This window comes from Paramagnetospirillum magneticum AMB-1, from assembly GCF_000009985.1.
Lineage (GTDB): Bacteria > Pseudomonadota > Alphaproteobacteria > Rhodospirillales > Magnetospirillaceae > Phaeospirillum > Phaeospirillum magneticum.
This window is the reverse complement of the sequence record NC_007626.1, coordinates 553,635-576,097: the sequence shown is the minus strand read 5'-3', so window position 1 is coordinate 576,097 and position 22,463 is coordinate 553,635. Positions and strand designations below refer to the sequence as shown.

At 67.4% G+C, this 22,463-nt stretch carries 17 protein-coding genes; 10 read left to right on the top strand and 7 right to left on the bottom strand.

From position 1 onward, the window contains the following. Positions 1–2 precede the first annotated feature (2 nt). Both nirD and AMB_RS02735 read left to right on the top strand, forming a co-directional pair. Positions 3–338, top strand: coding sequence for a nitrite reductase small subunit NirD (gene nirD, locus AMB_RS02740; protein WP_011382975.1), 336 nt, complete (start codon positions 3–5; stop codon positions 336–338). Between the two features lies 1 nt (position 339). Beyond that, a complete protein-coding gene (locus AMB_RS02735) occupies positions 340–2,895 on the top strand; it encodes a nitrate reductase (RefSeq protein ID WP_011382974.1) in 2,556 nt (851 codons plus the stop codon). 46 nt (positions 2,896–2,941) lie between these two features. On the opposite strand, the gene AMB_RS02730 is transcribed toward AMB_RS02735, so the two are convergent. Further along, complete coding sequence (locus tag AMB_RS02730; protein ID WP_043743266.1) at positions 2,942–3,280, bottom strand: hypothetical protein; 339 nt, start codon at positions 3,278–3,280, stop codon at positions 2,942–2,944. A gap of 130 nt (positions 3,281–3,410) precedes the next feature. On the opposite strand from AMB_RS02730, the gene AMB_RS02725 reads away from it, so the two are divergent. The 4 genes from AMB_RS02725 to AMB_RS02710 all read left to right on the top strand — a co-directional run bounded on the left by AMB_RS02725 (position 3,411) and on the right by AMB_RS02710 (position 8,356). Next, positions 3,411–4,928: an ArnT family glycosyltransferase gene (locus AMB_RS02725; protein WP_043745898.1), complete on the top strand. Its 1,518-nt coding sequence runs from the start codon at positions 3,411–3,413 to the stop codon at positions 4,926–4,928. A gap of 7 nt (positions 4,929–4,935) precedes the next feature. Beyond that, positions 4,936–6,150 (top strand): glycosyltransferase family 9 protein, encoded by a 1,215-nt coding sequence (locus AMB_RS02720; RefSeq protein ID WP_011382971.1) that lies wholly within the window; start codon positions 4,936–4,938, stop codon positions 6,148–6,150. Further along, complete coding sequence (gene ugpQ / locus AMB_RS02715; RefSeq protein ID WP_011382970.1) at positions 6,150–6,854, top strand: glycerophosphodiester phosphodiesterase; 705 nt, start codon at positions 6,150–6,152, stop codon at positions 6,852–6,854. Before AMB_RS02720 ends, ugpQ begins: the two co-directional genes overlap by 1 nt. Before the next feature lie 104 nt (positions 6,855–6,958). Beyond that, positions 6,959–8,356, top strand: coding sequence for an NAD(P)H-dependent flavin oxidoreductase (locus tag AMB_RS02710; protein ID WP_043743263.1), 1,398 nt, complete (start codon positions 6,959–6,961; stop codon positions 8,354–8,356). Between the two features lie 194 nt (positions 8,357–8,550). Here the strand turns inward: AMB_RS02710 and AMB_RS02705 are convergent, their stop codons facing one another. Continuing rightward, the gene (locus tag AMB_RS02705; RefSeq protein ID WP_043743261.1) at positions 8,551–8,754 is read right to left on the bottom strand and encodes a ribbon-helix-helix protein, CopG family; all 204 of its coding nucleotides are present in this window, start codon (positions 8,752–8,754) and stop codon (positions 8,551–8,553) included. Between the two features lie 95 nt (positions 8,755–8,849). Between AMB_RS02705 and AMB_RS02700 the strand changes: the two genes are divergently transcribed. Then, positions 8,850–10,961 (top strand): transglycosylase domain-containing protein, encoded by a 2,112-nt coding sequence (locus tag AMB_RS02700; protein ID WP_043743259.1) that lies wholly within the window; start codon positions 8,850–8,852, stop codon positions 10,959–10,961. 154 nt (positions 10,962–11,115) lie between these two features. Here AMB_RS02700 and AMB_RS02695 read toward each other — a convergent pair whose 3' ends face one another. Continuing rightward, positions 11,116–11,919 (bottom strand): undecaprenyl-diphosphate phosphatase, encoded by an 804-nt coding sequence (locus AMB_RS02695; RefSeq protein WP_011382966.1) that lies wholly within the window; start codon positions 11,917–11,919, stop codon positions 11,116–11,118. Between the two features lie 248 nt (positions 11,920–12,167). Here AMB_RS02695 and AMB_RS02690 point away from each other — a divergent pair, with 248 nt between their 5' ends. From AMB_RS02690 to AMB_RS02680, 3 genes are all read left to right on the top strand, one after another. Continuing rightward, positions 12,168–13,583 (top strand): NAD(P)-dependent oxidoreductase, encoded by a 1,416-nt coding sequence (locus AMB_RS02690; RefSeq protein ID WP_011382965.1) that lies wholly within the window; start codon positions 12,168–12,170, stop codon positions 13,581–13,583. Positions 13,584–13,594: 11 nt separating this feature from the next. Further along, on the top strand, positions 13,595–18,109 hold the full coding sequence (gene gltB, locus AMB_RS02685) for a glutamate synthase large subunit (RefSeq protein ID WP_043743257.1): 4,515 nt from the start codon (positions 13,595–13,597) through the stop codon (positions 18,107–18,109). Between the two features lie 138 nt (positions 18,110–18,247). Next, on the top strand, positions 18,248–18,610 hold the full coding sequence (locus AMB_RS02680) for a hypothetical protein (RefSeq protein WP_148207269.1): 363 nt from the start codon (positions 18,248–18,250) through the stop codon (positions 18,608–18,610). Between the two features lie 66 nt (positions 18,611–18,676). Here AMB_RS02680 and AMB_RS02675 read toward each other — a convergent pair whose 3' ends face one another. The 4 genes from AMB_RS02675 to AMB_RS02660 form a co-directional block, all read right to left on the bottom strand. Beyond that, on the bottom strand, positions 18,677–19,159 hold the full coding sequence (locus AMB_RS02675) for a YcgN family cysteine cluster protein (protein WP_011382962.1): 483 nt from the start codon (positions 19,157–19,159) through the stop codon (positions 18,677–18,679). Further along, entirely contained in the window at positions 19,122–20,348 is a 1,227-nt protein-coding gene (locus AMB_RS02670; RefSeq protein ID WP_011382961.1) for a polyhydroxyalkanoate depolymerase, read from the bottom strand. Before AMB_RS02670 ends, AMB_RS02675 begins: the two co-directional genes overlap by 38 nt. A gap of 142 nt (positions 20,349–20,490) precedes the next feature. After that, complete coding sequence (locus AMB_RS02665) at positions 20,491–21,861, bottom strand: cobyrinate a,c-diamide synthase (protein WP_050750611.1); 1,371 nt, start codon at positions 21,859–21,861, stop codon at positions 20,491–20,493. After that, positions 21,854–22,456: an SCO family protein gene (locus tag AMB_RS02660; protein WP_011382960.1), complete on the bottom strand. Its 603-nt coding sequence runs from the start codon at positions 22,454–22,456 to the stop codon at positions 21,854–21,856. The genes AMB_RS02665 and AMB_RS02660 overlap by 8 nt, the downstream gene beginning before the upstream one ends. Between the last annotated feature and the right edge of the window lie 7 nt (positions 22,457–22,463).

Below are 22,463 nucleotides of genomic sequence, written 5' to 3'. Positions count from 1 at the left end.
CCATGCAGGACTGGATCAAGATCGGACGCGTCGAGGACATCCCCAGGCTGGGGGCCCGCACCGTCCAGACGGACAAGGGCGACATCGCGGTCTTCCGCACCAGGGACGACGAGATCTTCGCCCTGTTCAACCGCTGCCCCCACAAGGGCGGCCCCTTAAGCGAGGGCATCGTCACCGGCAAGGTGGTGGTCTGCCCGCTGCATTCCTGGACCATCGACCTGGAGACCGGCGAAGCCACCGCCCCCGACGAGGGCTGCACGCGGCCCGTGGATTCCAAGGTGGTCGACGGCCTGGTCTGGCTGAAGCTCGAAAGCGCGAAAAAGGTGGCCCATGGCTGACATGCCCGAGATCGTCCGCACCACCTGTCCCTATTGCGGCGTCGGCTGCGGCGTCATCGCCGCCCGCCTTGATGACTCCGCGCAATGGGTAGTGCGGGGCGATCCCGAGCACCCCGCCAATTTTGGCCGCCTGTGCGTCAAGGGCTCCAGTCTGGCCGAGACTCTCGACCTGGACGGCCGCCTGCTCCACCCCATGATCGGGGAGCAAACGGTGGCGTGGGAGCCGGCGCTGGATCTGGTGGCGGAAAAGTTCACCGCCGCCATCGCCGAGCACGGGCCGGATTCCGTGGCCTTCTACGTCTCCGGCCAATTGCTGACCGAGGATTACTACGTCGCCAACAAGCTGATGAAGGGCTTCATCGGCTCGGGCAATATCGACACCAATTCCCGGCTGTGCATGTCGTCCACCGTGGCCGGTCATGTGCGCGCCTTCGGCTCGGACACCGTGCCCGGCTGCTACGAGGACCTGGATCTGGCCGATCTGGTGGTGCTGGTAGGCTCCAATACCGCGTGGTGCCACCCTGTCGCCTTCCAGCGCATCCTGGCCGCCAAGGCCCGGCGCCCCGACATGCGCATCGTGGTGGTCGATCCCCGCCGCACCGCCACCGCCGAATGCGCCGACCTGCATCTGGCCATCCGGCCGGGCACCGACGCCATCCTGTTCAACGGGCTGCTGGCCCACCTCAGGGGCGAGGAAGCCCAGGTGGAGGTCGGCGTGCCGCTGGAGCAGATCGTCCAGTTCTTCTCGTGGTTCGCCGAGACCGAAAAGACCGTCACGGTGTGGTCCCAGGGTATCAACCAATCCTCGTCGGGCACCGACAAGGTGGATGCCATCATCAACTGCCACCTGCAGACCGGCCGCATCGGCCGTCCCGGCATGGGGCCGTTCTCACTGACCGGCCAGCCCAACGCCATGGGCGGGCGCGAGGTGGGGGGACTGGCCAACATGCTGGCCGCCCATATGGGCTTCGACGAGGCCAATGTGGACCGGGTCGGGCGCTTCTGGGCGTCGGAGCGCGTGGCGGCCAAGCCCGGCCTCAAGGCCGTCGACATGTTCAAGGCGGTGGCCGAGAGCAAGATCAAGGCCCTTTGGGTCATGTGCACCAACCCGGCGGTCAGCATGCCCGAGGCCGATCTGGTCCGGGCCGCCATCGCCGCCTGCCCCTTCGTGGTGGTCTCCGAATGCGAGGCCGACACCGACACGGCCCGCCTCGCCCATGTGCGCCTGCCGGCGCTGACCTGGGGCGAAAAGGAGGGCACCGTCACCAATTCCGAGCGCCGCATCTCGCGCCAGCGCCCCTTCCTCCCCACCCCGGGCGAGGCCAAGGGCGATTGGTGGATCATGGCCCAGGTGGCGCAGCGCATGGGCTTTGGCGAGGCCTTCGCCTGGACCGATACGGGGGCCATCTTCGACGAGTTCTGCCGCCTGACCGCCTTCGAGAACCATGGCGCCCGCGACCTGGATCTGTCGGGTCTGGTGGGAGCCGATTACGAGTCCATCGAGCCCATCCAGTGGCCGGTGCGCGAACCGGGAAAGGGCACGGCGCGGCTGTTCGCCGACGGCCGCTTCTACCACCCCGATGGCAAGGCCCGGATGGTCGACACCCCGCCCCGCCCGCCAGCGCGGGCCACCGACGAGGCCTTTCCCCTGATCCTCAACACCGGGCGCATGCGCGACCAGTGGCACACCATGACCCGCACCGGCCGTGCCGCTCGGCTGGCCGCCCACGCGCCCGAGCCGGTGCTGCAGGTCCATCCCCGGGACGCCATCCGCTTCCGGCTGGCGGACGGGGGACTGGCCAAGGTCTCCGGCCGCCGGGCCAGCGTGGTTCTGCGCATCGCCTTCGACAACGGCCAGCGCCCGGGCGAGGTCTTCGCCCCCATCCACTGGAACGACCGCACCAGTTCGGGCGCGGTGGTCGGCACCCTAATCGACGCCGCCACCGATCCCGTCTCGGGCCAGCCGGAACTGAAGCAGGCCCCGGTGATGGTCGAGCCCCTGGACGCCGCCTGGCACGGCGTGCTGCTCAGCCGCAATCCGGTAGAGCTGCCCCGCTCGTTCTACTGGGCCAAGGCGGCGGGTCAGGCCCACTCCATCTGGCGGCTGGCGGGCGAAGCCGGCGAGGACTGGCCCGTCACCGCCAAGCAATGGCTGGGCGCCGACGGCGAATGGATCGAGTTCCTCGACCCCAATCGCGGCCACTATCGCGGCGCCCGTCTGGTGGACGGCCGCCTGGATGCGGTGCTGTTCGTCTTTCCCTGGGCCACCGATTTCTCGCCCGACTGGGTGGCCGCCGCCTTCGGCCGCGCCGCCATCGCCGGCGACGAGCGCGCCACCCTGGTGGCCGGCGCGCCGCCCGGCGGCGACCGGGGCCGCGACAAGACGGTGTGCGCCTGCTTCAACGTGGGCCTGGAAGCCATCCGCGCCGCCATCCGCGACCACCGCCTGTCCAGCGCGGCCGAGGTGGGCGCCATGCTCAAGGCGGGGACCAATTGCGGCTCGTGCGTGCCGGAAATCCGGGCGATCCTGGCCGAGGCGGCGCCCAAGGTGGCGTGACTTATGGCGTCATGGCCGTGCTTGATACGGCCATGACGCCCTATACCTAGAAAACGGCCCAGCCCTTGTCGCCCTTGACGAAGCGGGCCGAGGCCTTCTCGGTCTTCTCGCCCAGCGGGCCGTCGACCACCATCTGGAAATCGCAGGCGAAGCCGGGATTGCCCTTGGCTTCGGCGCAGGCCAGCTTCTTGAAGCTCTTGACCTTGGTGGAGAGGTCCTTGCCGATCAGCTTGCCGACGCCGCCCAGTTGCTCGTTCATGCCGCCGAAGGTCTGCTCGACGGCGGACTTCATGTCGGACTCGGAGGGCTCACCGCCACAGGCGGCCAGCAGGGCGCAGGCGGCGGAAACGACCAGCAGCGACCTGGCGAACGTGAAGCGGAACATGGGACCTCCTCCATCCAATCTCCCTTGGGTATAGCGGCGCCCCGCCGCCCCGGCAAGGTGGCGACTGGTAGAGGGTGGGCATTTCATGCTATTGGCCCGTCGCAGATCATTCCCGCAGGCGGAGTTCCCCGTGGCGCCCGACGCCGAGTCCCATCGAGCCCCCTCCGTCGGAACCAGGGATGCCGCCCTGCTGGCCGGGCTGGTCCTCGCCGCCGCCCTGCTGCATCTGTGGCTGACCGGCACCACCCTGCTGTCGGGTGACGAGGCCTATTACTGGCTGTGGTCGCGCCGCCTGCAGCTGTCCTATTACGACCACCCGGCCATGATGGCCTGGTGGATGGCCGGAGCCACCGCCCTGTTCGGCGAATCCGAAGCCGCCATCCGCCTGCCCGCCGTGCTGAGCGTCGCCGCCGTCACCGGCCTGGCCTTCGACACCGCCCGGCTGGCCTTTCGCGACATTCGCGCCGGCTGGTGGGCGGTGGCCGTGCTTAACGCCACCCTGTTGTTCGCCGCCGCCGGCGTGCTGGTCACCCCGGACTCGCCGTTGCTGGTGTTCTGGTCCCTGTCGCTGTGGGCCATGGTCCGCCTGCTGGACGACGGGCGGGCGCGCTGGCTCTACCTGCTGGGCCTGTCGCTGGGGCTGGGGTTCTGCTCGAAATACACCATGGTGCTGATCGCCCCGGGCATCATGGCGGTGTTCGCCCTGTTCCCCCAGGCGAGGCGGTGGTTGAAAAGCCCGCATTTCTGGGCCGCCATCGTCCTGGCCCTGGCCTGCACCTCGCCGGTGCTGATCTGGAACGCCCAGCACGACTGGATCTCCATCAAGAAGCAGTTGTCCCATTCCTTCGACGCGCCGGTGAGCGATCCGCTGAAGAGTCTCGCCACCTTCGTCGGCACCCAGTTGGGAGTGATCACCCCGCTGATCTTCGGCTTCATGCTGTGGGGCATGGGCTGGACGCTGTGGGCCGGATGGCGAAGCCGGCAGCCCGCCTGGTTCCTGCTTGGCGCCACCTCGGCGCCGCTGCTGGCCTTTTTCGTGCGCCACAGCCTGGGCGGTGTGGTCCAGCCCCACTGGCCGGGTCCGGCCTATCTGGGCGCCGCCATCGCCACTTCGGGGGCCTGGGTGGTTCTCGCCCCCTCCTGGCGGCGGCTGCGCTGGCTGTGGCATGGCGCCATCGCCCTGGGAGGGCTGCTGGTGGCCGCCACCTATGTGCAGATGGAGACGGCCCGCCTGCCCATCCCGCTCAAATCCGACCCCATGAGCCGCCTGGGCGGCTGGGACCAGTTGGCCAGCGCGGTGGAGGCTGAGCGGACCCGGCATCCCGACGCCTTCGTCTTCACCACCAAGCACGAGGTGGCCGGGTTGCTGACCTACTATCTGCCTGGCCATCCGGTGGTTTTCCTGACTGGTTCGGCTGGCTTTCCCCGAATTCCTTCGTATGATGCCCGGGACGCGGCCGCGTTGCCGGGGCAGAATGGATTGTACGTGATCAAGGACGGGTTCTACGCCGTCCAGGACGTGCGCCGCTCGTTCCGCAGCCTGACCCTGCTTGCCACGGTGGACCGGGCTTGGGGCGGCAAGGTCGTGGACCATTACGAAATCTGGCTGGCCGAGTCCTATGGCTCGGGCACCTTCGAGAACAAGTGAGGCGGTCGTGAACGTCGACAGGATGCGGCAGATCGATTTCTGGGCGGGGGTGCCCCTCGCGTTCCTGATCACCCTTTACTGGCGGATCCGCTGTTTCTTCAGCCCGCCGGCACCGTCCGCGGGCAAGAACATCCTGTTCATCGAACTGTCGGAGATGGGCAGCGCGGTCATCGCCGACGCGGCCTTGAAGCGGGCGCAGGCGCTGTTCCCCGACGCCAGGGTCTATTTCCTGATCTTCGCCAAGAACCGTCCCAGCCTGGACATCATGGGCACCATCGCGCGCGAGAACATGCTGACCATCCGCGCCGACAGCCTGGTCACCCTGGTCGTCGACACCCTGCGCATGATCCGCACCATGCGTTCGCTGGACCTGATGGCCACCATCGACATGGAGATGTTCTCGCGCTTCTCGGCGCTGCTGACCTTCCTGTCGGGGGCGCCCAAGCGGGTGGGCTTTCACCGCTTCCACACCGAGGGCCTCTATCGGGGCGAGTTGCTGACCCACCGGGTGGGCTACAACCCGCACCAGCACATCGCCAAGAGCTTCATGGCCCTGGTCCATGCCCTGACCGAGCCCGAGGGCACCACGCCCCACGGCAAGGTCGCCTTCACCGACGACGAAGTGAGGCTGGCGCCGCTGGCCCCCGCCCCCGAGGCGCTGGAGGCCTTCAAGACCCGGCTGTTTCAGGCCTATCCGGTGCTGAAGGAGACGACGCGCTGGGTGATCCTCAATCCCAACAGCAGCGAGCTGATGCCGCTGCGCCGCTGGCCCTATGACCGCTACACCGAGGTGGCGCGGCGCCTGCTGGCCGAGGACGAGGGCCTGGCCGTCATCGTCACCGGCGTGGCCTCGGAAAAGGCCGAGGCCCAGCGGCTGGTGGACGCCACCGGCTCGAACCGCGCCTGCAATCTGGCCGGCTTCACCCGCATGGAGGATCTGATTCCCCTCTATGCCCTGGCCCGAGCCATGGTCACCAACGATTCCGGCCCGGCCCATTTCGCCGCGCCGGTGGGCCTGCCCACCCTGGTGCTGTTCGGCCCCGAGACCCCCGCCCTCTACGGCGCCCTGAATCACAAGGCCGAGTTCATCACCGCCCGGCTGGCCTGCTCGCCCTGCGTCTCGGCCATGAATCACCGCAGCACCGCCTGCACCGACGCCGCGTGCATGCGGGCCATTTCGGTGGAGCAGGTCCTCGACGCGGTCAAGCGCCTGCTGGGATGATGCTGATCGGCCATCGCGGCCTGGCCGGGCTGGCGCCCGAGAACACCCTGGCCTCGTTCAGGACCGCCGCCGCCCATGGCCTCGCCATGGTGGAGTTCGATGTGCGCCTGTCCCGGGACGGCGTGCCGCTGGTCTTCCATGACGACACCCTGGAGCGCACCACCAGCGGCACCGGCCCGGTGGCGGAGCGCAACTGGGCCGAAATCGCCGGGCTCGATGCCGGATCGTGGTTCGCCCCCGCCTTCGCCGGAGAGTGCGTGCCCAGCCTGGAGCAGGTGCTGGGCCTCTGCCTGGACCTGGGGCTGGGGATCAACCTGGAGATCAAGCCCGACGAGGGGCGCGAGGCCGAGACCGCCGAGGCGGCGCTGGCCCTGGCCCTTCGCCTGTGGCCCGAAAGCGTATCGGCGCCGGTGATCTCCAGCTTTGAGACCATCTGTCTGGACGTTGCCCGGCGCGTCGCCCCCCACTGGCCCCGCGCTTTGCTGGCCGAGGCGCTGCCCGATGACTGGCGCGAGCAGGCTACACGGCTGGAGGCGTCCGCGCTGCACCTCGACCACCGTACCCTGGACGCCGACGTGGTGACCGGCATCATGGCCGCCGGCCTGCCGGCGCGGGCCTATACGGTCAACGACCCGGCCCGCGCCCGGATCTTGGGCCACTGGGGCGTCGCCGCCGTCTTCGCCGATTTTCCTCATTCGTCATGAGTCCGTAACGTCACTGTGGCGCGGCACGACAAAGGGCTATATATGTGCCGTCATCGGCAGGCCTGGGAGAGCCCGTCGTAGCCATCCGAGGAGTTACCCCTGACGTGAAAGCGCTCGATCCTATCCTGATTTCCGGTCGCGAGGTCCTGCCCCTGGTCGAGGGCGGCAAGGGGATCAACGTCTCCAATGGCGAGAGTTCTGGCGCCTGGGCGGCTGCCGGCGGCGTCGCCACCTTCTCCGGAGTCAATGCCGATCTCTATGACGAGAACGGCAACCGCATCGACATGGTCTATCACGGCAAGACCAGGACCGAGAAACACCACGAGCTGATCGCCTACGGCATCAGGGGCGGCATCGCCCAGGCCCGCATCGCCCACGACATCGCCGGCGGCAATGGCCGCATCCACATGAATGTGCTGTGGGAGATGGGCGGCGCCGAGCAGATCCTCGAAGGCGTGCTGGACGGCGCCAAGGGCCTGATCCATGGCGTGACCTGCGGTGCCGGCATGCCCTATCGCGTGGCCGAGATCGCGGCCCGCTATAACGTCTATTACTATCCCATCGTGTCGTCGGCCCGCGCCTTCCGCGCCCTGTGGAAGCGTGCCTACCACAAGTACGGCGAATTGCTGGGCGGCGTGGTCTACGAGGACCCCTGGCTGGCCGGCGGCCATAACGGCCTGTCCAATTCCGAAGACCCGAGGAAGCCCGAGCCCCCCTATGGCCGCGTCGCCGAGCTGCGCAAGACCATGGTGGAATGCGGCCTGGGCAACGTGCCGATCTTCATGGCCGGCGGCGTCTGGTGGCTGAAGGAATGGGAGGACTGGATCGGCAACCCCGAACTGGGTCCCATCGCCTTCCAGTACGGCACCCGTCCGCTGCTGACCCAGGAAAGCCCCATCTCCGACGCCTGGAAGCAGCGCCTGCTGACGCTGAAGCCCGGCGACGTGCTGCTGCACCATTTCAGCCCCACCGGCTTCTACTCCTCGGCGGTGAAGAACGACTTCATCAACGAGCTGTGCCAGCGGCTGGACCACCAGATCCCCTATTCCAGCGAATGCGTCGGCGATCACGAGGCCGAGCTGCCCATCGGCGCCCGCAAGCGCATCGTCTGGGTCACACCCCACGACCGCGACCGGGCGCTGGGCTGGATGAACGAGGGCTTTACCGAGGCGCTGCGCACCCCCGATTCGACCCTGATCTTCGTCACCCCCGACAAGGCCGAGGAAATCCGCGTCGATCAGGTCAAGTGCATGGGCTGCCTGTCCCAGTGCATGTTCTCCAACTGGGCTCAGAACGAGGCCGGGACCACCGGCAAGAAGGCCGACCCGCGCAGCTTCTGTATCCAGAAGACCCTGCAGAACATCGGCCATGGCGGCGACGTGGAAAACGAACTGATGTTCGCCGGCCACAACGCCTATCGCTTCGGCGCCGATCCCTTCTACAAGAACGGCTTCATCCCGACTGTCAAGCAACTGGTGGACCGCATCGCCACCGGCGAATAGGAATTGTCATCCCGAGCGTAGCCGAGGGATCTCGTCCTGGCACGGCGCGTCCAAATTGGCGGCGACGGAGCAAGCGGAGATTCCTCGCGACGCTCGGAATGACAGGCGTTTCATACTTCGGCCACATTCCAGGCCCACAAACGAAAACGCCGCCCGGATCGGGCGGCGTTTTGCGTTGGAGCGCAGCAATGGCGCTAGTCGTTGACCACGGCCTTCAGCACGGCACGGGCCTCGTGCTCGTCGATCTGGTGCACGTCGGAGAGGTGGGTTTCCCAGTTCTCGACGTATTCCTTGACCGCGATGGCCAGGCACTCCCCCACCGTCTGCCCGGTCTCGGCGGCCAACGCCTCGAGGCGCTGCTTCAGTTCGGGCGGAACGGCAATCGACAGGGTTTCCATGGTTCGGTCCTCGTTAAACATTCAGCCGGGACTCTACATCCAATGAACGGATGTTGCCAGTTCCGAGCAGCCCCCACCCCGTGGTAGAAGGCCCCATGGCAGTTCCTCCCTCGCGCCCCAAGGGTGCCGGCAATCCGTTCAAGCTCTCCATCGACCCGGCCGACCGGCTGTTGCCCAGCGGTTCCGGGGGCGAACCCCCGCCCCCGCGTGAGCCGCCGCCGCCGCGTGGCCGCGCCCCCAAGGAGCCAAAAAAGCCCAAGGCGCCCAAGAAGGGCGGCTCGGGCAATGGCCGCAAATGGGGCAAGCGCCTGCTGGTCTGGGGCCTGACCCTGGCCATCTGGATCGGCATCGGCCTGGCCGGCGTGGTGGCTTATTACGCCCTGGACCTGCCCGACATCGACCGCATGACCGCCCAGACCAGGCGCCCCAGTGTGGTGTTCCAGTCGGTGGAGGGCGAGATCTTCGCCGCCTATGGCGACCTCTACGGCGAGCCGCTGGACCTGGGCGAGATGTCGCCCTTCATCGCCCAGGCGGTGCTGGCCACCGAGGACCGGCGCTTCTACAGCCATTGGGGCGTCGACCCCATCGGCCTTGCCCGCGCCCTATTCGTGAACCTGAGGGCCGGGCACACGGTGCAAGGCGGCTCGACCATCACCCAGCAGCTGGCCAAGAACCTGTTCCTGACGCCTGACCGCAACATGAAGCGCAAGGTGCAGGAAGTGCTGATGGCGCTGTGGCTGGAAAAGCGCTTCTCCAAGGAGCAGATCCTGGGGCTTTACCTCAACCGGGTCTATCTCGGGTCCGGCACCTTCGGCGTGGACGCCGCCGCCAAGCGCTATTTCGACGTCTCGGCCCGCAAGGTCGACGTCTATCAGGCCGCCGTGCTGGCCGGCTTGCTGAAGGCTCCCTCGCGCTATTCGCCGCTCAACGACCCCGAGGCCTCGCGCAAGCGCACCAGCGACGTACTGGCCAACATGGTCAAGGCCGGCTACATCGACCAGAAGACCGCCGACAATGTCCAGGTGACCGGCGCCGCCCAGCTGGTCCGCCGCCCCATTCCCGCCGGCCGCTATTTCGCCGACTGGCTGATGGCTAATCTCGACCAGTTCGGCGAAGTGGCCGGCAAGGACATCGTGGTGCACACCACCATGGACATCGCGCTCCAGCGCAAGGTCGAGGCCGACCTCAAGACCATGATGGCCGGGCCCGGCGCCAAGGCCAACGCCTCCCAGGGCGCCGTGGTGGTGATGAGCCCCGACGGCGCCATCCGGGCGCTGACCGGCGGCAAGGATTACGACGACAGCCAGTTCAACCGCGCCACCCAGGGGCTGCGCCAGCCCGGCTCGTCGTTCAAGCCCTTCGTCTATCTCACCGCCATGGAAATGGGCCGCACCCCCGACGACGAGGTGGAGGACAAGCCCATCCGCCTGGGCAACTGGAGCCCCGGCAATTACACCGGCAAGTATCTCGGCCCCATCACCCTGCGCCAGGCCCTGGCGGAATCGGTCAACACCGTCGCCGTGCGGCTGGTGGAGGAAGTGGGTCCCGGCCGGGTCATCGCCACGGCCCGCCGGCTGGGCATCACCTCGGACCTGCGCAACGACGCCACCCTGGCCCTGGGCACCAGCGAGGTCTCGCTGCTGGAGCTGACCACCGCCTATGCCGCCCTGGCCAATGGCGGCTATGGGGTGACGTCCTTCGGCGTCTCCCACATCACCGACCCATCCGGCAAAGTGCTGTATCAGCGCCAGGGCGGCGGCTTCGGCCAGGTGGTGTCACCGGCGGCGCTGTCGCGCATGCACGACATGATGAGCGCCGTCGTCACCCAGGGCTCGGGCAAGGCCGCCCGCCTGGACCGCCCGGTGGCGGGCAAGACCGGCACCACCCAGGATTACCGCGACGCCTGGTTCATGGGCTTCACCGCCGATTACGTGGCCGGCGTGTGGATGGGCAACGACGATTACCGCATCGAGATGAAGAAGGTCACCGGCGGCGGCCTGCCCGCCCAATTGTGGAAGCAGGTGATGACCGCCGCCCATCGCGGCCTGCCTGCCCGGCCGCTGCGCACCCCGGAGGTTCCGGCGGAATCCTCCCCAGCCGAAAGCGTCGGCGACTTCGTGGCCGGGGCCGCCCAAGCGGCGGGGGACGCGGCCAAGGGCATCGGCGGCGCCATCGACGACCTGCTGAAGGGGATCTTCGGACGGTAATACCAAATCCCGATGAGTTCGGCTTATGGGGATTTGGTTAGGCCCAAGGGGCCGCGCCGCTTATGCGGCGGAAGGCAAGGACGCACAGCGTCCGCCCGCCGCTTGAGGGCGGTCCCGATGAGTTCGGCTCATGGGGATCTGGCATAAGCCCCGGTCAGGCCTGGCCGAAATAGACCAGGCCCAGAACCGCAATTCCGAAGCCGATGCGCAGGATGGCGAAGGGAACGAAGGTATTGCGCGCCACCCAGGCCATCATGCCCGCCAGACCGATCAGCGCGGCCAGCCCCGCCGTGGCCATGGCCATCAGCAGGTCGCTGGAGAACACCAGTTCGGTGTGATGGGCCAGCCCCCAGAAGGTCTTGACCCCATGCCCCAGGATCAGCGGCATGGCCAGCAGCATGGAGAAGCGCACCGCCGCCTGGCGTTCCCATCCCAGCAGCCGAGCCACGGTGACGGTGATGCCGGTGCGCGACACGCCGGGCACCAGTGATAGAATCTGCAAGGCCCCCAGGCCGGCGGCGCCGACCCAGCTCATGTGCTCGACCCGGCGGACGGTGACGCCCAGTTTGTCGCAGCCCCACAGCAGAACGCCGCCGAGGATCAGGATGATCGCCGCGCCGCTCTGCCCCACCAGGGTCGAGGCGCGGTCAAGCACCAGCCAACCGACGATGGCGGCGGGGATGGTCCCGGCCAGGACGTGCAGCAGCAGATGGGAACCGTAATCGGGCTTGCCCTTGGCCAGACGCCACAGACCGACGGCCATGGCCAGAACGTCGCGCCAGAAATAGATCATCAGGGCCAGCAAAATGCCGGCATGGGCCGCCACCGACAGCGCGGCCCGCCCCTCGGGCTTGGCAGCCAGATGGGGCAGCGCCGCCAGCAGACCGGCGGCTCCGAACGGCAAAACCTCTCCCAACCCCTGAATCAGGGCCACGACCAGGACTTCTAGGAACGTCACTCGGGTGCCCCCCGTATGCGGCTGCCATGGTTATAGCACCGGACCCGCCGGGCCGGAAGAGAAACGGAAAGGTCCGAAACGGGACAATTATATTCAGGAGCGCCACCCCATATTCTCGAGCGCAGCCGCACTTCGGCACGAGACCTTGATTTGAGACAGCAATGTTGTCTCATTTGCGCGATTCCCATTGATTGGTCACCACTTCTGACGTATTTTCGCCCGACAATTCCCGGGCTCGAGGAACAGCCATGCCCCGCAAGATGCTGCAGTTCACCCACCTCCATCAGCGCCAGCCGGAAAAGCGCGGCGCCGCCGAGCGCCGCAAGGATTTCGGCGAGATCAGCACCGCCTTCGGGGCGTCCCAGGCGGGCGAGCAGGCGTCGCGCTGCGAGCAATGCGGCATTCCCTTTTGCTCCATTCACTGCCCGCTGGGTAACAACGTGCCGGACTGGCTGATGCTGGTGGCGCAGGACCGCATGGAGGAGGCCTACGCCGTCTCGTCGGCCACCAACACCTTCCCCGAGATCTGTGGCCGCATCTGTCCCCAGGACCGCCTGTGCGAGGGCAATTGCGTGCTGGAGCAATCCACCCACGGCAATGTCACCATCGGCGCGGTGGAAAAGCACATCACCGAGACCGCCTTCGCTGAAGGATGGGTCAAGCCGGTGCTGCCCGGCGCCGAGACCGGCCGCTCGGTCGGCATCGTCGGCGGCGGCCCCGCCGGACTGGCGGCGGCGGAATCCCTGCGCCGCAAGGGCCATGCCGTCACCGTCTACGATCGCCACGACCGCATGGGCGGGCTGCTGATCTATGGCATTCCCGGCTTCAAGCTGGAGAAGGACGTGGTCGAGCGCCGCATCCGCCTGCTGGCCGAGGCCGGCGTCAAGTTCGAGACCGGCGTGGAAATCGGCAAGACCGTCTCCTTCGCCGAACTGCGCGCCCGCCACGACGCGGTGCTGATCGCCACCGGGGTCTACAAGGCCAAGCCCCTGGGCATCAATGGCGCCGACCTGCCCGGCGTGCATGCCGCCCTGGACTACCTGATCGCCCAGAACCGCCGCGATCTCGGCGAGACCGTGGCCGAGTTGGACGCCAAGGGCCGCAACGTGGTGGTCATCGGCGGCGGCGACACCGCCATGGATTGCGTGCGCACCGCCATCCGCCAGGGGGCCAAGTCGGTGAAGTGCCTCTACCGCCGCGACCGGGCCAACATGCCCGGCTCCAAGCGCGAGGTGGCCCACGCCGAGGAAGAAGGCGTCGAATTCGTCTGGATGGCCGCCCCCGAAGCCGTCACCGGCGCCAAGAAGGCCGAGGGCGTCCGGGCCGTGCGCATGCATCTGGGCATGCCCGATTCCTCGGGCCGTCAAAGCCCGGTGGCCATCGAGGGATCGGGCTTCACCTTGGCCTCCGACATGGTCATCGCCGCCCTGGGCTTCGATCCCGAGGATATGCCCGTCCTGTTCGGCGCCCCCGAGCTCAAGGTCTCCAAATGGGGAACCGTCGAGACCGACGCGACGCTGATGACCAGCCTGCCCGGCGTCTTCGGAGCCGGCGACATCGTGCGCGGCGCCTCCCTGGTGGTCTGGGCCATCAAGGACGGCCGCGACGCCGCCGAAGCCATCCACCGCTACGTCAGTGCCAAATCCGCCCAGGCGGCGGAGTAGGAGTGCGCCCCATGTCCGATTTCGTCTCCCAATACCTCGCCAACCAGGAGATCCTGGAGGCCGCCGGTATCGACACCAGCCCCCATGACGCCTGCGGCGTCGGCATGGTGGCGGCGCTCGACGGCAAGCCCCGGCGCGACGTGGTCGAGGCCGGCATCCAGGCCCTGTCCGTGCTGTTCCATCGCGGCGCGGTGGACGCCGACGGCAAGACCGGCGACGGCGCGGGCATCCATGTCGAGATCCCCCAGGACTTCTTCAAGGACCACGTGGCCCGCACCGGACACGCGGTGGCCGAAGGGCGGCTGGCGGTGGGCCAGGTCTTCCTGCCCAAGACCGACCTGGGCGCCCAGGAGAACTGCCGCTGCATCGTCGAGACCGAGATTCTGAATTTCGGCTATTCCATCTATGGCTGGCGCCAGGTGCCGGTGGACGTGTCGATCATCGGCGAGAAGGCCAACGCCACCCGCCCCGAGATCGAGCAGATCATGATCGCCAACACGCTGGGCACCAGCGAAGAGCGGTTCGAGGCCGATCTGTTCGTCATCCGCCGCCGCATCGAGAAGCGGGTGCTGGGCAACCACATCAACGACTTCTACATCTGCTCGCTGTCGTGCCGCTCGATCATCTACAAGGGCATGTTCCTGGCCGAGCAGCTGACCAGCTTCTATCCCGACCTGCTGGACAAGCGCTTCGTGTCGCGCTTCGCCATCTATCACCAGCGCTATTCCACCAACACCTTCCCCACCTGGCGGCTGGCCCAGCCCTTCCGCATGCTGGCCCATAACGGCGAGATCAACACTCTCACCGGCAACATCAACTGGATGAAGGCCCACGAGCCGCGCATGGAGCACGAGGTGTTCGGGCAGGCCATGGATGACCTGAAGCCGGTCGTCCAGCCGGGCGGTTCCGACTCCGCCGCGCTGGACAACGTCTTCGAGGTCATGTGCCGCGCCGGGCGCCCGGCGCCGCTGGTCAAGCAGATGCTGATCCCGGAGAGCCTGGGCTCCAACGCCCTGATGCCCGAGGCGCACCGCACCTTCTTCGGCTACTGCAACTCGGTGATCGAGCCCTGGGACGGCCCGGCGGCCATCTGCGCCACCGACGGCCAATGGGCGGTGGCGGGCGTCGACCGCAACGGGTTGCGCCCCATGCGCTTTACCATCACCAAGACCGGCCTGCTGATCCTCGGCTCCGAGACCGGCATGGTGAAGGTCAAGGATTGCGACGTGGTGGAGAAGGGCCGGGTCGGCCCCGGCCAGAGCATCGCCATCGACCTCGACGCCGGCAAGTTCTATCGCGATACCGAGATCAAGGACCTGCTGGCCTCGCGCCGCAATTACTCGGCCTGGGTCAAGCGCATCACCGAACTGGACACCCTGGTCAGGACCGGGGCGCCGGAACCGGCCGAGCTGTCGTCGGACGAATTGCGCCGCCGCCAGGCCGCCTATGGCATGACCATGGAAGACATGGAGCTGATCCTCCATCCCATGGTCGAGGACGCCAAGGAGGCCATCGGCTCCATGGGCGACGACACGCCGCTGGCGGTGCTGTCGGCCGGCTATCGCGGCCTGCACCACTTCTTCAAGCAGAACTTCAGTCAGGTCACCAATCCGCCCATCGACAGCTTGCGCGAGTCGCGGGTGATGAGCCTGCGCACCCGCCTGGGCAACCTGGGCAACATCCTCGACGAGGACGAGAGCCAGTGCGACCTGCTGCAGTTGGAAAGCCCGGTGCTGTCCAACGCCGAATTCGCCGCCATGCGCAAGTATATGGGCGAGGCGGCGGCGGCCATCGACTGCACCTTTGATCCCAAGGGCGGCATCGAGGCCCTGCGCGACGCCCTGGCCCGGGTGCGGCGCGAGTCCGAAGAAGCCGTGCGCGGCGGCTGCACCCACCTGATCCTCACCGATGAAGGCATCGGCGAATCCCGCGCCGCCATTCCGATGATCCTGGCGGCGGGCGGCGTGCACTCCCATCTGGTGCGCCTGTCCTTGCGCACCTGGACCTCACTCAACGTGCGCTCGGGCGAGTGCCTGGACGTGCATTACTTCGCCGTGCTGATCGGCGTCGGCGCCACCACGGTCAACGCCTATCTGGCCCAGGAAGCCATCGCCGACCGCCAGCGCCGGGGGCTGTTCGGCTCCATGCCGCTGGAGGAATGCGTGCGGCGCTACAAGTACGCCCTGGACCAGGGCCTGTTGAAGATCATGGCCAAGATGGGTATCTCGGTGGTCAGCTCGTATCGCGGCGGCTACAATTTCGAGGCGGTGGGCCTGTCGCGTACCCTGGTGGCCGAGTTCTTCCCCGGCATGACCAGCCGCATTTCCGGCATCGGCCTCTCCGGCATCCAGAAGAAGACCGTCGAGCAGCACGCCACCGGCTTCGCCGGTCCGGCTCCGGCCCTACCCATCGGCGGCTTCTACCGGGTGCGGCGCGGCTCGGAGGCCCATTCCTTCGACGGCAGCCTGATCCATCTGCTGCAGATGGCGGTGGCCACGGGCTCCTATGCCACCTACAAGAAGTACTCGGACGGCATGCGCAAGCTGCCGCCCATCACCATCCGCGACCTGCTGGACCTGAAGCCCGCCGGCGCTCCCATCAGCCTGGACGAGGTGGAAAGCATCACCGAGATCAGGAAGCGCTTCCTGACCCCCGGCATGTCGCTCGGTGCCCTCTCCCCCGAGGCCCACGGCACGCTGAACATCGCCATGAACCGCATCGGCGCCAAGTCGGTGTCGGGCGAGGGCGGCGAGGACCGCGAGCGCTATCGCCCGCGTCCCAACGGCGACAACGCCAATTCGGCGGTCAAGCAGATCGCCTCGGGCCGCTTCGGCGTCACCGCCGAATATCTCAACATGTGCCGCGAGATCGAGATCAAGGTTGCCCAGGGCGCCAAGCCCGGCGAGGGCGGCCAGCTTCCCGGCTTCAAGGTGACGGTGGAGATCGCCAAGCTGCGCCACGCCACCCCCGGCGTCATGCTGATCAGCCCGCCGCCCCACCACGACATCTATTCCATCGAGGATCTGGCCCAGCTGATCTACGACCTGAAGCAGATCAATCCGCACGCCCGCGTCACGGTGAAGCTGGTGTCGCGCTCAGGGATAGGCACGGTGGCGGCCGGCGTGGCCAAGGCCAAGGCCGACACCATCCTGGTCTCCGGCCATGTGGGCGGCACCGGCGCTTCGCCCCAGACCTCCATCAAGTTCGCCGGCCTGCCCTGGGAGCTGGGCCTGTCCGAGGCCCATCAGGTGCTGACGCTCAACCGCTTGCGCCATCGGGTGAAGCTGCGCACCGACGGCGGGTTGAAGACCGGCCGCGACATCGTCATCGCCGCCATGCTGGGCGCCGAGGAGTTCGGCATCGGCACCTCCTCCCTGGTGGCCATGGGCTGCATCATGGTGCGCCAGTGCCATTCCAACACCTGCCCGGTCGGCGTCTGCACCCAGGACCTGAGCTTGCGCGAGAAGTTCACCGGCAACCCGGAAAAGGTGGTCAATCTGTTCAGCTTCATCGCTGAAGATGTGCGCGAGATCCTCGCCTCGCTGGGCGTGCGTTCTCTCGCCGAGGTCATCGGCCGCGCCGACCTGCTGCATCAGGTCAGCCGCGGCGCCAGCCATCTGGACGACCTAGATCTGAACCCGCTGCTGGCCCAGGCCGACACCGGCGGCTTCCCCCGCTATTGCGTCGAGGACAAGACCCAGGAGGTCCCCGACACCCTGGACGCCCAGATGATCATCGACGCCAAGCCGGCCCTGGAAGACGGCGAGAAGATGCAGCTGGACTACAACGTGCGGAACGTCCAGCGCGCCATCGGCACCAAGCTGTCGCACAAGATCTTCAAGCGCCACGGCATGACCGGCCTGGCGCCCGACCACGTCACCGTGCGCCTGCGCGGCTCGGCGGGACAGTCGCTCGGCGCCTTCGCGGTGCAGGGCCTGACGCTGGAAGTGTTCGGCGATTCCAACGACTACGTGGGCAAGGGCCTGTCGGGCGGCACCATCATCGTGCGGCCGCCGGTGGCCTCCCAGTTGAAAAGCAACGAGAACACCATCATCGGCAACACGGTGCTGTACGGCGCCACGGCGGGCAAGCTGTTCGCCGCCGGACAGGCGGGCGAGCGCTTCGCCGTCCGCAATTCCGGCGCCGAGACGGTGATCGAGGGCTGCGGCTCCAACGGCTGTGAATACATGACCGGTGGCACCGCCGTGATCCTGGGGCCGGTGGGCGCCAACTTTGCCGCCGGCATGACCGGGGGCATGGCCTTCGTCTATGATTCCGACGAAAGCTTCGCCAAGCGCGTCAATCCGGAAAGCGTCATCTGGCAACGGCTGGAGACGCCCCATTGGGAAGGGGTGCTGAAGGCCCTGGTGCAGGAACACGCCGCCGTCACCGGCTCGGCCTGGGCGGAATCCCTGCTGGCCGACTGGGACCGCGAAGTACCGCGCTTCTGGCAGGTAGTGCCCAAGGAGATGCTGTCCCGCCTCGCCCATCCGGTGGGCCGGACCCGCGTCAACGCCGCCGAATAGCCGAAAGTATAAGAGCCCTAAGCCGGAGGAGGCCTCCCCCTCCTCCGGGCGGGCCATCCCCCTACCCATTTACCCCCATCAACATTGCGGGCTTCCCGAGTCACTCTTAACAAAGGGTAAATTCGGGGACCAATGGGGATGATCGCGATCTGGGACAATCGATACTCGGTGGGCCATGCCCGGGTGGATGCGGAGCACCGGCAGGTGATCAGCCTCCTCAACGAGATCGATGTCGCCCGCTCGGTCGGCGCGCCGCCCGTGGTGGTGGAGATGGCGCTGGAAACCCTGTTGCGCACCATCGTCGCCCATTTCGCCCGCGACGAGGTCCCCCAAGGCGATCACATGGCCATCATCGCCTCGGCCCGCCGCCTGCTGGATGGCTGGCGGGGCGGCAAGCCAGAGGCTCTGGAGCGTCGCGCCCTGGTCAACCTGGCCCGGCGCTGGATCGGCCACATGGGGCGGCGGGAAGCCTCCCTTCCCTCCCAGCGCATGGTGGGCTGAGCGGCGCCCCTTGGGAGCGAATAGCCCTAATCCGCCGAACGTCCACTTGATGCTCGGCGCTCCGGGCTATTCCGGCCAGGTCACCACATGATAGTCCAGCAGGTCGGCGCGGGATTCGGCGATGACCTTGCCGCGCACCGAGATGCCGGCGCGGTGCACGCTCTCGGGATCGCCCGAGACCAGGGGGTGCCACCATTGCAGCACCTTGCCCTCCGACAGCACCCGGTAGGCGCAGGTGGACGGCAACCACTTGATGCCGGCCAGCACCACCGGGCTCAGCTCGACGCAGTCCGGCACCGAGTCCCAGCGCTTCGCATAGCTCTTGCAGCCGCAGGTGTGCAGGTTCAGCAGCCGGCAGGCCACGTTGGTGTAGTGGATCTCGCCGGTGTCGGCGTCTTCCAGCTTGTGCAGGCAGCAGCGGCCGCAGCCGTCGCATAAGGATTCCCACTGCTCCCGCGTCATGGCCGACAGCGGCGTGGTCCGCCAGAACGGCGGACCTTCCGCTTCGGAATCAGCCTTTGTCGTGTTGGCGGATGAACTCGCGGACATTGGGATAGACCTCTTCACGCCAGCGGCGGCCGTTGAAGACGCCATAATGGCCCACCTTGGGCTGCAAATGGTAGCGCTGCTTCTCGGGCGCCAGATTACAGCACAGGTCGTGGGCGGCCTTGGTCTGGCCAACGCCGGTGATGTCGTCCTTCTCGCCCTCGATGGTCATCAGCGCCGTGTGGCGGATGGCGCCGGGATCGACCTTGCGGCCCCTTGATTCCATGATGCCGCGCGGCAGGTGATGCTCCTGGAACACCTTGCCGATGGTTTCCAGGTAGTAATCGGCCGGCAGGTCCATCACCGACAGGTACTCGTCGTAGAACTCGCGGTGCTGGGCGGCGGAATCGCCGTCGCCCTTGACCATGTTCTGGAACAGCTTGACGTGCTCGCCCACGTGGCGCTCCAGGTTCATGCTCATGAAGCCGTGCAGCTGCAGGAAGCCGGGATAGACCTTGCGGCCGTGCCCGGCATAGTTCATGGGCACCGAATGGATCACCGTGCGCTCGAACCACGAATGGGGCTTGTGGGTGGCGACGTCGTTGACCTTGGTGGGATTGATGCGGGTATCGATGGGACCGCCCATCATCAGCATGGAGCGCGGCTGGTTGGGATTGCCCGCCGCAGCCATCAGCGACACGGCGCACAGCATGGGCACCGAAGGCTGGCACACCGCCATGACGTGGGTATCCGGCCCCAGGACCTCCATGAATTCCACCAGCAGGTCGATATAGTCGTCCAGGGTGAAATTGCCCTGGGCCAGCGGCACGTTGCGGGCATCGATCCAATCAGTGATGTAGACGTCATGCTCGTGCAGCATGGTCTCCACCGTGCCGCGCAGCAAGGTGGCGAAGTGGCCCGACATGGGGGCCAGCAGCAGGACCTTGGGGTCGTTGCGCCCTTCGACGTTGCGCTTGAAATGCAGCAGGTTGCAGAAGGGCGTGTGATGGGTCACCTGCTCGACCACGTTCACCGTCTCGCCGTCCACCACCGTACTGTGCAGGTTGAAGGGCGGCTTGGGGTAGCGCCTGGTGGTGCGCTCCACCAACTCGGCCGTGGCCGCCACCGTGCGGCCGAACTTGGTATAGGCCATGGGCACCCAGGGATGGCTGTAGACCGACTGCATGGCCTCGGCCAGCATGCGCATGGGGGCGAAAGCGTGGTGCTGCATTTCGTGCAGGTGATAGAGCATATCCGTCGATCCCAGGCTGGTTGGAACGGTGGCGTGGTTTTTTGTTACAGGCCGATGACAATCCAAGCAACAAAATTATTCTGCACTGTGATGCAGAATTCGCCTTGACCAGGGATTCATTTCATGCTGCGCCGCAGCAAGTTCAAGACCCGGCAAACCGGTCGATGAGATGAACGAACGAGCCCGTCACCCGCCCCTCGACCAGTCCGGCATGGCCCAGATCCGCCCCCGGCGCGTCGGCCACCGAGAACAGGGGCGCCCCCTGTTCCGCCAGGACGGAGGCATAGTGGAATTCGTGCCCGCGATAGCCCTGCCCCGCCTCGCCCAGCGGACCAGCGGCGTACAGGGCGGCCCGACGGTAGCCCAGGTGCAGCCGGCGCCGGGCGAAGGAGGTTTCCAGGCCCAACAGCCCGGCCATGGCGTGGCGGACGCCTTGGGCATCCTCCATGCCGCGGCCCAGCACCATGTAGCCGCCGCATTCGCCGTACAGCACCGCCCCAGCGGCGGCGGCGCGGCGCAAGCCGTTCAGGAACCCGGCATTGCCCGCCAGCCGACCGGCATGCAGCTCGGGATAGCCGCCCGGCAGATAGACCGCGTCGGCGGCCTCATCCGGCCCCTGATCGGCCAGGGGGGAGAAGAACGACAGTTCCGCCCCGGCCTGACGCCAGCCCTCCAGCAGGGCGGGATAGGCGAAGGCGAAAGCGGTGTCGCGGGCCACGGCGATGCGTGCCCCCAGGGGCGGGATCATGGCCCCCAGACTCCCGCCGGCCAGACGCGATGGTTGGGCCAGGGCGGCCAGCCCGTCCACGTCCACATGCTCGGCCACCAGGGCGGCGGCGCCGTCGAGAAAAGTCTGAAGATCGGCGCGTTCGGCGGCCTGGACCAGCCCCAGGTGGCGCGACGGCGTCTCCAGCCCGGACGACGGCGGCAGGAAGCCCAGCAGGCTGATGCCGGGACAGGCCCTGGCGCAAGCCGCCGCGATGGCCGCCTTGTGCTTGTCGCCCACCACCCGGTTGAAGATCACCCCGCCGATGCGCACTTCGGGCCTGAGATGGGCGAAGCCGGCCAGCACCGCCGCCGCCGAACCGGTCATGCCGCGTCCGTCGATGACCAGCACCACCGGCCAGCCGGTGGCGGCGGCCAGATCGGCGGTGCTGCCGTCAGGCTGCCCCGCCGGGACGAAGGCGCCATCGAACAGGCCCATGACGCCTTCGCAGACCAGCAGTTCGGCCCCCGACGCCGCCCTGGCGGCCAGGGCGCCCAGACTCTCGGGCCGCATGGCCCAGGAATCCAGGTTGTAGCAGGGCCGCCCCGAGGCGGCGGCGTGGAAGGCGGGGTCGATGTAATCCGGCCCCACCTTGACCGAGCCCACCGCCAGCCCCTTGCGGGCCAGCAGGCGCAGCAGGCCCAGCGTCAGGGTGGTCTTGCCGCTGCCAGACGAGGGCGCGGCGATGATCAGCCCCTTGGACCCAGCCCCGCCCCTATTCTCAGCCCCCGCCTTACCCTCAGCCAACGTGCTTCTTCAATCCGGCCGCCAGATCGTCGGCGGAGATGCCGTGGGTGAAGTGGGCGACGAACTTGCCGTCCGGCCCCATCAGGTAAAGGATGGCGGAGTGGTCGACGGTGTAATGCTCGGGCCGGTCGCCCTTGACCTTGGCGGCGTAGACCTTGAATTCCTTAGCCACCTTGGCGATCTCGTCCGGCGTGCCGGTCAGGCCGACGATATCGGGCGAGAAGGCTCCCACGTATTCCTTCATCACCGCCACGGTGTCGCGCTCGGGATCGATGGTGACGAAGATGGGCACCACCTTCTTGCCGTAGCCGGTGCCCAGCTTCTCCATGGCCGCCGTCACCGTCGACAGGGTAGTCGGGCAGACGTCGGGGCAGAAGGTGTAGCCGAAGAAGATCAGCATGTAGCGATTGCGGAAATCGCGATCGCTGACCTGCTTGCCGTTATGGTCGGTCAACTGGAAGGGACCGCCGATGGCCGGAATGGCCTTGGCGCCCTCTGAATTGTTGCCGCTCCAGATGACCAGGCGGACACCGATCACCACGAAGGCGATGACGATCACCGCCATCAGGGCCAGCAGGCTGCGCGAGAACTTCATGCAAGTC

Bases quoted from the DNA above. Each gene is read 5' to 3' on its own strand.
- AMB_RS02730 (WP_043743266.1), bottom strand. From the start codon at position 3,280: ATGTTCCGCTTCACGTTCGCCAGGTCGCTGCTGGTCGTTTCCGCCGCC.
- AMB_RS02705 (WP_043743261.1), bottom strand. From the start codon at position 8,754: ATGGAAACCCTGTCGATTGCCGTTCCGCCCGAACTGAAGCAGCGCCTC.
- AMB_RS02680 (WP_148207269.1), top strand. From the start codon at position 18,248: ATGATCGCGATCTGGGACAATCGATACTCGGTGGGCCATGCCCGGGTG.
- ugpQ (WP_011382970.1), top strand. From the start codon at position 6,150: ATGCTGATCGGCCATCGCGGCCTGGCCGGGCTGGCGCCCGAGAACACC.
- AMB_RS02675 (WP_011382962.1), bottom strand. From the start codon at position 19,159: ATGTCCGCGAGTTCATCCGCCAACACGACAAAGGCTGATTCCGAAGCG.
- AMB_RS02735 (WP_011382974.1), top strand. From the start codon at position 340: ATGCCCGAGATCGTCCGCACCACCTGTCCCTATTGCGGCGTCGGCTGC.
- AMB_RS02700 (WP_043743259.1), top strand. From the start codon at position 8,850: ATGGCAGTTCCTCCCTCGCGCCCCAAGGGTGCCGGCAATCCGTTCAAG.
- AMB_RS02670 (WP_011382961.1), bottom strand. From the start codon at position 20,348: ATGCTCTATCACCTGCACGAAATGCAGCACCACGCTTTCGCCCCCATG.
- nirD (WP_011382975.1), top strand. From the start codon at position 3: ATGCAGGACTGGATCAAGATCGGACGCGTCGAGGACATCCCCAGGCTG.
- gltB (WP_043743257.1), top strand. From the start codon at position 13,595: ATGTCCGATTTCGTCTCCCAATACCTCGCCAACCAGGAGATCCTGGAG.
- AMB_RS02660 (WP_011382960.1), bottom strand. From the start codon at position 22,456: ATGAAGTTCTCGCGCAGCCTGCTGGCCCTGATGGCGGTGATCGTCATC.
- AMB_RS02690 (WP_011382965.1), top strand. From the start codon at position 12,168: ATGCCCCGCAAGATGCTGCAGTTCACCCACCTCCATCAGCGCCAGCCG.